This window comes from Citrobacter sp. Cb080 (assembly GCF_030334745.1).
Classification (GTDB): domain Bacteria; phylum Pseudomonadota; class Gammaproteobacteria; order Enterobacterales; family Enterobacteriaceae; genus Citrobacter; species Citrobacter braakii.
On sequence record NZ_JAOWDG010000069.1, the window covers coordinates 261,589 to 274,213 of the forward strand.

Annotated in this window: 11 protein-coding genes; 8 read left to right on the top strand and 3 right to left on the bottom strand. The window is 54.1% G+C overall.

Features of this window, described 5'->3' with window-relative positions; all coding sequences use genetic code 11:
- Nucleotides 1-150: 150 nt before the first annotated feature.
- Genes iaaA through gsiD form a run of 5 tightly spaced genes read left to right on the top strand, consistent with a single transcriptional unit; the run spans nucleotide 151 to nucleotide 6,422 of the window.
- The gene (iaaA, locus tag OGV38_RS13920) at nucleotides 151-1,116 is read left to right on the top strand and encodes a beta-aspartyl-peptidase (protein ID WP_016156081.1); all 966 of its coding nucleotides are present in this window, start codon (nucleotides 151-153) and stop codon (nucleotides 1,114-1,116) included.
- Entirely contained in the window at nucleotides 1,103-2,974 is a 1,872-nt protein-coding gene (gene gsiA, locus OGV38_RS13925) for a glutathione ABC transporter ATP-binding protein GsiA (RefSeq protein ID WP_200010023.1), read from the top strand. Before iaaA ends, gsiA begins: the two co-directional genes overlap by 14 nt.
- Before the next feature lie 28 nt (nucleotides 2,975-3,002).
- Entirely contained in the window at nucleotides 3,003-4,541 is a 1,539-nt protein-coding gene (gene gsiB / locus OGV38_RS13930) for a glutathione ABC transporter substrate-binding protein GsiB (protein ID WP_286473600.1), read from the top strand.
- Nucleotides 4,542-4,587: 46 nt separating this feature from the next.
- Nucleotides 4,588-5,508 carry a glutathione ABC transporter permease GsiC gene (gene gsiC, locus OGV38_RS13935; RefSeq protein WP_016152391.1) on the top strand — a complete coding sequence of 307 codons (921 nt, stop codon included), beginning with the start codon at nucleotides 4,588-4,590 and terminating at the stop codon, nucleotides 5,506-5,508.
- Between the two features lie 2 nt (nucleotides 5,509-5,510).
- Nucleotides 5,511-6,422, top strand: coding sequence for a glutathione ABC transporter permease GsiD (gsiD, locus tag OGV38_RS13940; protein ID WP_016156084.1), 912 nt, complete (start codon nucleotides 5,511-5,513; stop codon nucleotides 6,420-6,422).
- A gap of 56 nt (nucleotides 6,423-6,478) precedes the next feature.
- Here the strand turns inward: gsiD and rimO are convergent, their stop codons facing one another.
- Nucleotides 6,479-7,804 carry a 30S ribosomal protein S12 methylthiotransferase RimO gene (gene rimO / locus OGV38_RS13945; protein WP_016152393.1) on the bottom strand — a complete coding sequence of 442 codons (1,326 nt, stop codon included), beginning with the start codon at nucleotides 7,802-7,804 and terminating at the stop codon, nucleotides 6,479-6,481.
- A gap of 230 nt (nucleotides 7,805-8,034) precedes the next feature.
- On the opposite strand from rimO, the gene bssR reads away from it, so the two are divergent.
- Complete coding sequence (bssR, locus tag OGV38_RS13950; protein WP_016156086.1) at nucleotides 8,035-8,418, top strand: biofilm formation regulator BssR; 384 nt, start codon at nucleotides 8,035-8,037, stop codon at nucleotides 8,416-8,418.
- 102 nt (nucleotides 8,419-8,520) lie between these two features.
- Nucleotides 8,521-9,618: a PQQ-dependent sugar dehydrogenase gene (locus OGV38_RS13955; RefSeq protein WP_049270792.1), complete on the top strand. Its 1,098-nt coding sequence runs from the start codon at nucleotides 8,521-8,523 to the stop codon at nucleotides 9,616-9,618.
- 5 nt (nucleotides 9,619-9,623) lie between these two features.
- On the opposite strand, the gene OGV38_RS13960 is transcribed toward OGV38_RS13955, so the two are convergent.
- Nucleotides 9,624-10,250 (bottom strand): glutathione S-transferase family protein, encoded by a 627-nt coding sequence (locus tag OGV38_RS13960; RefSeq protein WP_016152396.1) that lies wholly within the window; start codon nucleotides 10,248-10,250, stop codon nucleotides 9,624-9,626.
- Between the two features lie 328 nt (nucleotides 10,251-10,578).
- Between OGV38_RS13960 and dacC the strand changes: the two genes are divergently transcribed.
- Entirely contained in the window at nucleotides 10,579-11,781 is a 1,203-nt protein-coding gene (gene dacC / locus OGV38_RS13965) for a serine-type D-Ala-D-Ala carboxypeptidase (protein ID WP_016156089.1), read from the top strand.
- A 45-nt stretch (nucleotides 11,782-11,826) separates the two neighbouring features.
- Here dacC and deoR read toward each other — a convergent pair whose 3' ends face one another.
- Nucleotides 11,827-12,585, bottom strand: a complete 759-nt coding sequence (gene deoR, locus OGV38_RS13970; RefSeq protein ID WP_016156090.1) for a DNA-binding transcriptional repressor DeoR — start codon at nucleotides 12,583-12,585, stop codon at nucleotides 11,827-11,829.
- Nucleotides 12,586-12,625 lie beyond the last annotated feature (40 nt).

Sequence of the window (12,625 nt, forward strand, 5' to 3'; positions counted from 1 at the left end):
CTGAATGACCTGATGAGACGGGGTGTGAGGTGCGGGCCTTTACCTTTACATGACGTCTGCATCTTTCTATATTCAAAAATCGAATCAATAAGTCACCGAAATTCTGATATTTATAACCCCCCGGTACCCGCCACCTAATGGACGAATAAAATGGGTAAAGCAGTCATTGCAATTCACGGCGGCGCAGGGGCTATCACCCGCGCGTTACTGAGCCAGGAGCAAGAATTGCGTTATATACAAGCACTGTCGGATATCGTTGAAACCGGCCAGCGGATGCTTGAAGACGGTCGTAGCGCACTGGATGTGGTCACCGAAGCCGTGCGTTTGTTGGAAGAGTGTCCGTTGTTTAATGCCGGAATTGGCGCGGTGTATACCCGTGATGAAACCCATGAACTGGACGCCTGTGTGATGGACGGTAATACGCTAAACGCGGGAGCCGTCGCCGGGGTTAGCCATCTGCGCAATCCAATTCTCGCGGCTCGCCTGGTGATGGAGCACAGCCCCCACGTCATGATGATAGGTGAAGGGGCTGAAAACTTTGCCATTGCGCAGGGTATGGAGCGCGTTTCGGCGGATATTTTCTCGACGCCAGAACGCTACGCTCAACTGCTGGCAGCGCAATCGGCGGGTGAAACGGTGCTGGATCATAGCGCGACCCCGCTGGATGAAAACAACAAAATGGGTACTGTGGGTGCGGTCGCGCTGGATATGTTTGGCAATCTGGCGGCGGCAACATCGACCGGCGGGATGACCAACAAATTACCGGGGCGGGTAGGTGACAGTCCGCTGGTCGGCGCTGGCTGCTATGCCAATAACGCAAGTGTGGCCGTTTCCTGCACCGGAACCGGTGAAGTCTTTATTCGTGCGCTGGCGGCCTATGACATTGCGGCGTTGATGGACTATGGCGGCCTGAGTTTATCGGAGGCGTGCGAACGCGTAGTAATGGAAAAATTACCGGCGCTCGGCGGTAGCGGCGGTTTAATTGCCGTCGATCACGAGGGCAACGTCGCCTTGCCCTTTAACAGCGAAGGCATGTACCGTGCCTGGGGATATGCAGGCGATACGCCAACCACCGGTATTTATCGGGAAAAAGGAGATACCGTTGCCACACAGTGATGAGCTTGACGCCAGCGACGTGCTGGCAGTCAGCAACCTGAACATTGCCTTTGAGCAGGAGCAGCAGCGCATCAGTGCGGTGCGTAATCTGTCATTTCGCCTGAAGCGTGGTGAAACGCTGGCGATAGTGGGCGAATCCGGTTCAGGAAAGTCGGTAACAGCCTTGTCGCTGATGCGTTTGATTGAACAGTCAGGCGGCGAGGTGAGCTGCGATGAAATGCTCCTTCGACGCCGTAACCGACAGGTTATTGAGCTGGGTGAACAGAGCGCGTCGCGGATGCGTCACGTGCGTGGCGCGGATATCGCCATGATCTTCCAGGAGCCCATGACATCGCTTAATCCGGTATTTACCGTAGGTGAGCAGATTGCTGAGTCAATCCGTTTGCATCAGGGGGCCAGCCACGAAGAGGCGATGGTGGAAGCGAAACGGATGCTCGACCAGGTGCGTATCCCCGAGGCGAAGGCTATTTTATCGCGCTATCCGCACCAGCTTTCTGGCGGCATGCGCCAGCGGGTAATGATCGCTATGGCGCTATCGTGTCGCCCTGCGGTTTTAATTGCCGATGAGCCGACTACCGCGCTGGATGTCACTATTCAGGCACAGATCCTGCAACTGATAAAAGTGTTGCAGCAGGATATGTCGATGGGAGTGATCTTTATTACCCACGATATGGGCGTCGTAGCGGATATTGCCGATCGCGTGCTGGTGATGTATCAGGGCGAGGCGGTAGAAACCGGCAGCGTTGAGCAGATTTTTCACGCTCCCCAGCATCCTTACACCAAAGCGCTGCTGGCAGCCGTGCCGCAGCTTGGGGCGATGACCGGACAAGCGTACCCGCGCCGGTTTCCACTCATTTCGTTACACGATCCCAGCCATGTAGAACCACAGACTGCACAGGATACCGTGGTTGAAGGCGAGCCTATTTTGCAGGTACGTAATCTGGTGACGCGTTTTCCGCTGCGCAGCGGCATTCTTAATCGGGTGACCCGCGAGGTGCATGCGGTGGAAAACGTCAGCTTTGACCTGTGGCCTGGAGAGACGCTCTCGCTGGTGGGGGAGTCAGGCTGCGGGAAATCCACCACCGGTCGGGCGCTGCTACGTCTGGTCGAGTCTCAACGCGGGGAGATTGTTTTCAACGGACAGCGTATCGATACCCTGGCCGCCAGTAAGCTACAGCCGCTGCGTCGGGATATTCAATTTATCTTCCAGGACCCCTATGCTTCGCTCGATCCGCGTCAGACCGTGGGATATTCCATTTTAGAACCGCTGCGGGTGCATGGGCTACTGCAAGGCGATGCGGCGGCAAAACGGGTTGCATGGCTGCTGGAACGCGTAGGATTGCTCCCTGAGCATGCCTGGCGCTATCCGCATGAGTTTTCCGGTGGGCAGCGTCAGCGGATCTGTATTGCCCGGGCGCTGGCGCTCAATCCCAAGGTGATTATTGCCGATGAGTCAGTCTCGGCGCTGGATGTCTCAATTCGCGGGCAAATTATCAACCTGTTGCTCGACCTCCAACGAGAAATGGGGATTGCGTACCTGTTTATTTCCCACGATATGGCGGTGGTGGAGCGGATCAGTCATCGGGTGGCGGTGATGTACCTTGGGCAAATCGTCGAGATCGGCACCCGACGCGCGGTGTTTGAAAATCCGCAGCATCCGTACACCCGCAAACTGATGGCGGCAGTCCCGGTCGCCGATCCCTCACATCACCGGCCCCAGCGCGTGCTGTTGTCGGATGATATCCCCAGTAATATCCGCAAACGCGGTGAAGAGATTTCCCCCGTTTCACTCCAGCAAGTTGGCCCGGGGCATTATGTTGCGCGTCCGCAACCAGAAAATGCGCTTTCGCGTTTATAACAGGCAGGCAGGGTTTAAGGAGAATAACATGACAAAAATTGTTGCTCGAAAATGGCTGGTTGCTGTGGGAGTGACCTCTGCGCTGGCCGCCACACCTGGCTGGGCTGGCAAAGATGTAGTCGTGGCGGTAGGATCCAATTTCACCACCCTCGATCCCTACGACGCAAACGACACGTTGTCGCAGGCGGTAGCGAAGTCGTTTTACCAGGGGCTGTTTGGCCTTGATAAAGAGATGAAGCTGAAAAATGTACTGGCGGAGAGTTATACGGTTTCTGATGATGGCCTGACTTATACCCTTAAGCTGCGACAGGGCGTGAAGTTTCAGGACGGCACCGACTTCAACGCCGATGCGGTTAAAGCTAACCTCGACCGGGCCAGCAATCCGGAAAACCATCTGAAACGCTACAACCTGTATAAGAATATCGATAAAACCGAGGTCGTCGATCCGTCGACGGTGAAGATAACGCTGAAGCAGCCGTTCTCTGCATTTATCAATATTCTGGCGCACCCGGCTACGGCGATGATCTCTCCCGCCGCGCTGGAGAAATACGGCAAGGAGATCGGTTTCCATCCCGTGGGGACCGGGCCGTATCAGCTTGAGACCTGGAATCAGACGGATTTTGTAAAGGTTAAGAAGTTCGCGGGTTACTGGCAGCAAGGGCTGCCAAAGCTGGATACGATAACCTGGCGTCCGGTGACCGACAACAACACGCGTGCGGCAATGCTGCAGACCGGGGAAGCACAGTTTGCCTTCCCGATCCCTTACGAACAGGCGGCGCTACTGGCGAAGAATAAAAACCTGGAACTGGTGGCCAGTCCGTCTATTATGCAGCGTTACATCAGCATGAACGTCACGCAAAAACCGTTCGATAACCCGAAGGTGCGTGAAGCGCTGAATTATGCCATCAACCGTCAGGCGCTGGTGAAAGTGGCGTTTGCCGGTTACGCGACGCCAGCAACCGGCGTTCTCCCTCCGTCGATCGCCTATGCGCAAAGCTATACGCCATGGCCATACGACCCGGCAAAAGCGCGCGAACTGCTGAAAGAAGCGGGTTATCCGAACGGTTTTACCACCACGCTATGGTCTTCTCATAACCATAGTACCGCGCAGAAAGTGCTGCAATTTACCCAGCAGCAACTGGCGCAGGTGGGCGTTAAGGCTCAGGTGACGGCGATGGATGCCGGTCAGCGCGCGGCGCAAGTCGAAGGTAAAGCGCAGAAAGAGAGCGGGGTACGCATGTTCTACACCGGCTGGTCTGCCTCTACGGGTGAAGCAGACTGGGCGCTGTCACCGCTGTTTGCATCTCAAAACTGGCCGCCAACGCTGTTTAATACGGCGTTCTACAGCAATAAGCAGGTGGACAGTGATTTAGCAGCAGCGTTGCAAACCAACGATCCGGCCCAGAAAGCGAAGCTGTACAAGGATGCGCAGGATATTATCTGGAAAGAGTCGCCGTGGATCCCACTGGTAGTGGAACAACTGATTTCGGCGCACAACACCAGATTGACCGGGTTCTGGATCATGCCGGATACCGGATTTAGCTTTGATGATGCGGATTTAAAATAAGCTATTCATCCGGCCCCGCCACACAGGGGCCGGCGAAGGGAGTGTGATGCTTAACTATGTTTTCAAGCGCCTGCTGGGGTTGATTCCAACTCTGTTGATTGTAGCGGTGCTGGTATTTTTATTTGTTCACCTGCTACCCGGCGATCCGGCCCGGCTGATTGCCGGACCGGAGGCTGACGCTGAGGTTATCGAACTGGTGCGTCAGCAGTTGGGTCTGGACCAGCCGCTGCATATTCAGTTCTGGCATTACATTACTAACGTGTTGCAAGGCGATTTTGGAACCTCAATGGTTTCTCGTCGTCCGGTCTCCGAAGAGATAGCCAGTCGTTTTATGCCATCGCTATGGCTGACCATTGCCAGCATGGCGTGGGCGGTGTTATTCGGCATGACGGCAGGGATCATTGCTGCTGTATGGCGCAATCGTTGGCCGGACAGATTGAGTATGACGCTCGCCGTCACCGGGATCTCTTTCCCGGCGTTTGCGCTCGGCATGCTGCTCATGCAGATATTCTCCGTTGAGCTTGGCTGGTTGCCCACCGTTGGTGCTGATACCTGGCGGCACTATATCCTCCCGTCTATTACCCTGGGTGCGGCGGTGGCTGCGGTGTTAGCCCGGTTTACCCGCGCTTCGTTTGTCGATGTGCTCAGTGAAGACTATATGCGTACCGCGCGGGCCAAAGGGGTGAGTGAAACCTGGGTGGTGTTAAAACATGGTTTGCGCAATGCGATGATCCCGGTGGTCACCATGATGGGGCTACAGTTTGGCTTTTTGCTCGGCGGCTCAATTGTGGTTGAGAAGGTGTTTAACTGGCCAGGGCTTGGGCGGCTGTTGGTGGACTCAGTCGAAATGCGCGACTATCCGGTGATTCAGGCCGAGGTGCTGTTGTTTTCTCTGGAGTTTATTCTTATTAACTTAGTGGTGGATGTGCTCTATGCCGCCATTAATCCGGCTATCAGGTACAAGTAAGGATGCGATTTTTTAACTGGCGCCGACAGGCGATTTTAAATGCGATGCCCCTTGTTAAGCCTGAGCAGATACGCACGCCGTGGCATGAATTCTGGCGTCGTTTCCGTCGCCAGCGCATGGCGATGTTAGCGGGGTTATTTGTCGTGCTGCTGATAATGGTGGCGATTTTTGCTCGCTGGTTAACGCCATTTGATGCCGAGAATTACTTCGATTATGACCGTCTGAATGACGGACCGTCGATGCTGCACTGGTTCGGCGTTGACTCGCTGGGGCGGGATATTTTTAGCCGCGTGCTGGTGGGGGCGCAAATCTCGCTGGCGGCGGGGGTCTTTGCCGTATTTATTGGCGCAGCGATTGGCACCGTGCTGGGTCTGCTGGCGGGATACTACGAAGGCTGGTGGGATCGACTGATTATGCGTATCTGCGATGTGCTGTTCGCCTTTCCGGGTATTTTGCTGGCGATAGCCGTGGTCGCTGTGCTGGGCAGCGGCATTGCAAACGTGATTATTGCCGTGGCCATTTTCTCCATTCCGGCCTTCGCGCGGCTGGTGCGCGCAAATACGCTGGTGCTAAAGCAGCAGACCTTTATTGAATCCGCGCGCAGTATTGGCGCCAGCGATGCGACCATCATCTTCAACCATATCTTGCCGGGTACGGTTTCATCGATCGTGGTCTTTTTTACCATGCGTATTGGCACGTCGATTATCTCTGCCGCGAGCCTGTCATTTCTGGGATTGGGTGCGCAGCCGCCGACCCCGGAGTGGGGGGCAATGCTCAATGAAGCCCGCGCTGATATGGTGATCGCGCCGCACGTGGCGATTTTCCCGGCGGTGGCGATATTCCTGACGGTACTGGCGTTTAACTTACTCGGAGATGGTCTGCGCGACGCGCTGGACCCGAAAATTAAAGGATAAATCACAGGCCGGATAAGACGTAACGCTTATCCGGCCTACAGTTGGGTTGCGCTTATTTAAACGCGGGTGCCCCACAGATCGTATTCATCAGCGTTTTCGACCTTCACGCGGATGATATCGCCAGGTTTCACCTTGGTTTCGCCATTCAGGTATACCGCGCCGTCGATTTCCGGGGCGTCAGCCATGCTGCGGCCAATCGCGCCTTCTTCGTCAACTTCATCAACGATAACCAGAATTTCGCGGCCCACTTTTTCCTGCAAACGTTCAGCGGAGATTTGCTGTTGCAATTGCATAAAGCGGTTCCAGCGTTCCTCTTTCACCTCTTCCGGGATTTGGTCCGGCAGGTCATTGGCGCCAGCGCCTTCTACCGGGCTGTATTTAAAGCAGCCCACGCGGTCCAGACGCGCTTCCTTCAGGAAGTCGAGCAGCATCTGGAAGTCTTCTTCCGTTTCACCCGGGAAACCGACAATGAAGGTTGAGCGCAGCGTCAGTTCAGGGCAGATTTCACGCCACTGCTTGATGCGTGCCAGTTGTCTGTCCACGGAGCCTGGGCGTTTCATCAGCTTAAGAATACGCGGGCTGGCATGTTGCAGCGGGATGTCCAGATACGGCAGGATTTTCCCTTCCGCCATCAGTGGGATCACGTCATCAACGTGCGGATAGGGATAGACGTAATGCAGACGAGTCCAGATCCCCAGTTTTGATAACTGCTCGCACAGATCAACCATGCTGGTTTTGACCGGCTCGCCGTTATGGAAACCGGTGCGATGCTTCACATCCACGCCGTACGCGGAAGTATCCTGAGAAATAACCAGTATCTCTTTTACGCCCGCATCCACCAGACGTTTGGCTTCGCTGAGGACGTCGCCAATCGGACGGCTCACCAGATCGCCACGCATCGACGGAATAATGCAGAACGTGCAGCGGTGGTTGCAGCCTTCAGAAATTTTCAGATAGGCATAATGACGCGGAGTGAGCTTGACGCCCTGTTCAGGAACCAGGCTCAGGAACGGGTTGTGCTTTGGTTTGGGCACATAGTGGTGAACGTGTTCCAGAACCTGTTCGTAGCTATGCGGCCCGGTGATTTCCAGCACCTTCGGGTGGACTTCACGGATCTGATCGACTTTCGCGCCCAGACAGCCGGTGACGATCACCTTGCCGTTTTCGTTCAGCGCTTCGCCGATTGCTTCCAGCGACTCCTGAACCGCGCTGTCGATAAAGCCACAGGTGTTAACGATAACCATATCCGCGTCGTCGTAGCTTGGCACAACGTCATAGCCTTCGGTACGAAGTTCGGTCAGGATGCGTTCAGAATCGACGAGGTTTTTCGGGCAGCCGAGGGATACAAAGCCGATTTTCGGCTGGTGGGTTACATTGCTCATAGCGTAAAAATTGTTCAGTTATTGGAATATTCAGGGCACGGATTCTACAGAGTTCTGAATAAAAATTGTATCGCAATCTCATACCATCAGTCGCTACGCCCGGTGTGGAATTAAAGATTATTTGTAAATTATGTTAATTTTAGGTGATGGATTGATCCTGGACACGACTTTGTTCAAAAAATGACCATACTATTAAGTTGCACCATAGTTGGAAAGAGGAGGAGCAAAGTATGGTTGTTGACAGACTGAGAACCGATCTTCTCAACAAATTGATAAACGCCCGTGTCGAACTTGCCGCTTATCTGCTGTTGAGAAAAGCGAAAGGCTACATGTCAGTCAGCGAGAGCGATCGTCTGCGTGATAATTTTTTTGCACTGAATCGCGAATTGCACGAGCAATCACAGCTTCACGGTATGCATCTTGATCAGGAAGAGTGGAATGCCCTTCATCGTGCTGAAGGGGCGTTAGCCGCCGCCGCTGTTTGTCTTATGAGTGGACATCACGATTGTCCAACCTTTATCGCCGTTAACGCAGAGAAACTGGAAAACTGCCTGACAACGCTGACGCTAAGTATCCAGTGTTTGCAATCTTATTCAACGCTGGAACACGTCTGAATCAGGGGGAGGGCGCTCCCCCTTTTCGTTAAGATTATGTAAATGTGGCGGGATAATTCCCCTTGCTGGCTACGCTTTATGCAGAGCCATTAAGGAGGTGTTATGCGTCGACTCTTTCTCTGTGCTGTCCCACTCGCGCTATTTTCCTCTTATGCCGCCGCGGTAGAGGTGGAAGTGCTGCAAACGAAACTCGATCATCCGTGGTCGCTGGCGTTTTTACCCGACAATCGCGGTATGCTTATTACGCTCAAAGGCGGCCAGCTTCGCCTTTGGCAGTCAGGGAAGGGGCTTTCCGACCCGCTGACCGGCGTACCCAAAGTCTGGGCGAATGGTCAGGGGGGATTGCTTGATGTGGCATTAGCACCGGATTTTAAACAATCTCGCCGGGTGTGGCTTAGCTTTGCTGAAGCTGACAGTGAAGGTAACGCCGGGACAGCGGTTGGTTACGGACGACTGAGCGACGATCTCAAACATCTGCAAGGGTTCCAGACCATTTTTCGCCAACAGCCGAAGCTTTCCACCGGAAACCATTTTGGCGGACGTATGGTTTTTGATGGCAACGGTTATCTGTTTATTGGTCTTGGTGAAAATAATCGACGTTCTACCGCCCAGGATCTGGATAAGCTGCAGGGCAAGGTCGTACGACTGACCGATGAGGGAAAAATTCCGCCGGATAATCCGTTTGTGAAGAGGGCAGGAGCGCGGGCAGAGATTTGGTCATATGGTATCCGCAACCCGCAGGGGATGGCGATGAATCCCTGGAGCGATACGCTGTGGCTCAATGAGCATGGTCCACGCGGGGGCGATGAAATCAATATCCCGGAGAAAGGGAAAAACTACGGCTGGCCGCTTGCGACCTGGGGCGTTAACTACAGTGGTCTTAAAATCCCCGAAGCAAAAGGCCCAATTGTTGCTGGAACAGAGCAACCCATCTTTTACTGGGAAAAGTCACCGGCGGTCAGCGGAATGGCTTTTTATAATAGCGATACCTTCCCACAGTGGCGGCAGAAGTTGTTCATTGGCGCGTTGAAAGATAAAGAGGTGATCGTGTTGAGCGTCAAAGGGAATGCCGTCACCGAAGAGGGTCGTCTGTTGCAGGAAAGGGGACAACGGATCCGTGATGTGCGCGTCGGACCAGACGGGTACTTATACGTACTAACCGACGAGTCCGACGGGGAATTACTGAAAGTGAGTCCCTGATTGAGTTAGCTGACCGGGATCATTACGACTTTTTGAAACGCCGGACGTTCGGTCAGTTGCTGATACCAGTGCTCCAGATGTGGGCGCGGGGTCCAGCTCAGGCCAACGTTGAACAGGTTATAGATAAACGGCGCAACGGCGATATCGGCAGTGCCAAATTCAGCCCCGGAGAACCATGGCTGGTCCGCCAGCGCGTTATCCAGAATAGCAAACAGGTTATCGCACACCTGACTACCCGCCTCGATTGCCGCCATATCGCGTTTCTCGGCAGGGGTTCTGACCAGGCCAAACAAGATAACCCGATGCGCAGGACTTAGCGTCTGGTTTGCCCAGTCCATCCATTTTTCACCGACGGCGCGCGCGGCCGGGGCGTCAATCCACAAACGCTTTTGTCCGTACTGAGCTGCCAGATAGCGGACAATGGTATTGGATTCCCACAGAACAACGTCCGTTTCATCATCGCGTAGTAGCGGGACCAGTCCGTTCGGGTTGAGTGCCAGATAGTCGGCATCGCGGTTACCGCCATGCTGTCCGCCCGCCAGAATTTGGTTATACGGCAGTTCCAGTTCCTCGAGCGTCCACAATACTTTCTTTACGTTGGTCGAGTTATTGCGACCCCACAGTGTAATCATAGTAACCCCGCAAATTAATTGAGCAGCTTTATGGCTGCAGATGCCATCTGACTAGCCCACATGGTGGGGTAAACCTAATATTTACGCAACAAAGTCTAAAAAAATCGTGCCGGGAGCAGCGCAGCGCGGTGTTATTGCATAAACTTTAAAAACTTTACCAACTTACGGTTTCTTTAAGCTCGTTAGTGCGTTATTACTCACCGCACTTATTTTACACGTCATCCATCAGACCTTTTCTGCATGGGTTGGCCAGGGTCGCCTGGCCGGTTTTGTGTAAACACGGTGTGGTATGACGTGGTTTTTTGGAATGGATACTCGGGTGGCATTTATGACGCAATACTTCTCTTCACTTCGCAGCTTTGCTGCAGGTTCTGCACTCTTAATCCTTTTGGCGCCGAGCGTACAGGCGGCGGAGCAACCAACGGCCCCGCCGAGCGTCGACGCGCGCGCGTGGATCCTAATGGATTACGCCAGCGGTAAGGTTCTGGCGGAAGGTAATGCTGATGAGAAACTGGATCCTGCCAGTCTGACCAAGATCATGACCAGCTATGTAGTCGGTCAGGCGCTGAAGGCCGGGAAAATTAACCTCAACGACATGGTCACCGTGGGCAAAGACGCCTGGGCGACCGGTAATCCGGCCCTGCGCGGTTCGTCGGTTATGTTCCTCAAACCTGGCGATCAGGTTGCAGTGTCCGATCTGAACAAAGGCGTTATCATCCAGTCTGGTAACGATGCCTGTATCGCACTGGCTGATTACGTTGCCGGCAGCCAGGAATCCTTCATTGGTCTGATGAACGGCTACGCGAAAAAACTGGGGCTGACCAATACCACTTTCCAGACCGTGCATGGCCTGGATGCGGCAGGACAGTTCAGTACCGCACGTGATATGGCCCTGCTCGGGAAGGCGCTAATCCACGATGTACCGGAAGAGTACGCTATCCACAAAGAGAAAGAATTTACCTTTAATAAAATCCGCCAGCCGAACCGCAACCGTTTGTTGTGGAGCACCAACCTGAACGTGGACGGTATGAAAACCGGTACCACGGCCGGGGCGGGATACAACCTGGTCGCTTCCGCGACCCAGGGGGATATGCGCCTGATTTCCGTGGTGTTGGGGGCGAAAACCGACCGCATTCGTTTTAATGAGTCAGAAAAGCTGCTGACCTGGGGCTTCCGCTTCTTTGAAACCGTTACGCCGATTAAACCGGATGCCACTTTCGTGACGCAGCGCGTCTGGTTTGGCGATAAGAGTGAAGTTAATTTGGGTGCCGGAGAAGCGGGCTCGGTGACTATCCCGCGTGGTCAGCTCAAAAACCTGAAGGCCAGCTTTACCCTGACCGAACCACAGTTAACCGCGCCGCTGAAGAAAGGCCAGGTTGTGGGGACTATCGACTTCCAGTTGAACGGGAAATCCATCGAGCAGCGTCCACTGATGGTGATGGAGGCCGTGGAAGAGGGGGGATTCTTTAGTCGCATGTGGGACTTTGTGATGATGAAATTCCACCAGTGGTTTGGCGGCTGGTTCTCTTAAGCTTAGCGTTTGCCGGATGACGCTATCGCCATCCGGCAGTATCGCTTAATACATCAGTTTGATACGTTGCGCTTTCGCGTGCTCAACAAACGCCTCGTCAGGACGGCTATCGCTGACGATGGTATTAAAGCGTTTTACTTCACCCATCCGCGCAGGACGCACCTTACCAAATTTGCTGTGATCGACCACCAGCACGTGATGCTGCGCCATCGACATCGCCCAGTGTTTCACCGGTAGCTCTTCCAGGTTAAAACAGGTCGCGCCTTTCTCAATATGAACGCCAGCTGCGGAATAAAAAGCGATATCCGGGCACAGGTTGTTCAGCGTTTCCTGGAAATCAAGCGGTTTGAAAATTGCGTTGCTGGCATGGAATTCGCCACCACACAGAATGACGCGGCACTGCGGTTTTTCCTGTAGCACCAGAAACGTATTCAGCGAGTAGCAGATTGCGGTGAAAGGCAATTCATTGTCGATAGCCTCAATGATCCACGGCGTGGTGGTACCACAGTCGAAAAAGATAGTCTGGTGTGCCTGCACGAGGCTTGCCGCCATCTGGGCGGCACGGCGCTTTTCATCAACCAGTCGGGATTTTTGATCGCTGATTAAATAGTGATTGGCGCTGCGGGGTTCCAGAACAATATAGCCCCCGAGCAAGACGACGGGAGCATCGTGATTATTCAGGTCGCGACGAATGGTCATCTCAGATACGCCCAGCAGCGTCGCGGCTTCTTTGAGGTGTAATTTATCGCTGCGTTTCAGCGCCTGCAGTAATTGACCAATACGCTCGTCGCGTCGAGTTTCCATAGTTCCCCTGGAGAGTAGAATAAGTGCTCAGTATCGCGCT

Coding starts and splice junctions, on each gene's coding strand:
- iaaA (WP_016156081.1), top strand. CDS start 151: ATGGGTAAAGCAGTCATTGCAATTCACGGCGGCGCAGGGGCTATCACC.
- gsiB (WP_286473600.1), top strand. CDS start 3,003: ATGACAAAAATTGTTGCTCGAAAATGGCTGGTTGCTGTGGGAGTGACC.
- gsiC (WP_016152391.1), top strand. CDS start 4,588: ATGCTTAACTATGTTTTCAAGCGCCTGCTGGGGTTGATTCCAACTCTG.
- gsiD (WP_016156084.1), top strand. CDS start 5,511: ATGCGATTTTTTAACTGGCGCCGACAGGCGATTTTAAATGCGATGCCC.
- rimO (WP_016152393.1), bottom strand. CDS start 7,804: ATGAGCAATGTAACCCACCAGCCGAAAATCGGCTTTGTATCCCTCGGC.
- bssR (WP_016156086.1), top strand. CDS start 8,035: ATGGTTGTTGACAGACTGAGAACCGATCTTCTCAACAAATTGATAAAC.
- OGV38_RS13955 (WP_049270792.1), top strand. CDS start 8,521: ATGCGTCGACTCTTTCTCTGTGCTGTCCCACTCGCGCTATTTTCCTCT.
- OGV38_RS13960 (WP_016152396.1), bottom strand. CDS start 10,250: ATGATTACACTGTGGGGTCGCAATAACTCGACCAACGTAAAGAAAGTA.
- dacC (WP_016156089.1), top strand. CDS start 10,579: ATGACGCAATACTTCTCTTCACTTCGCAGCTTTGCTGCAGGTTCTGCA.
- deoR (WP_016156090.1), bottom strand. CDS start 12,585: ATGGAAACTCGACGCGACGAGCGTATTGGTCAATTACTGCAGGCGCTG.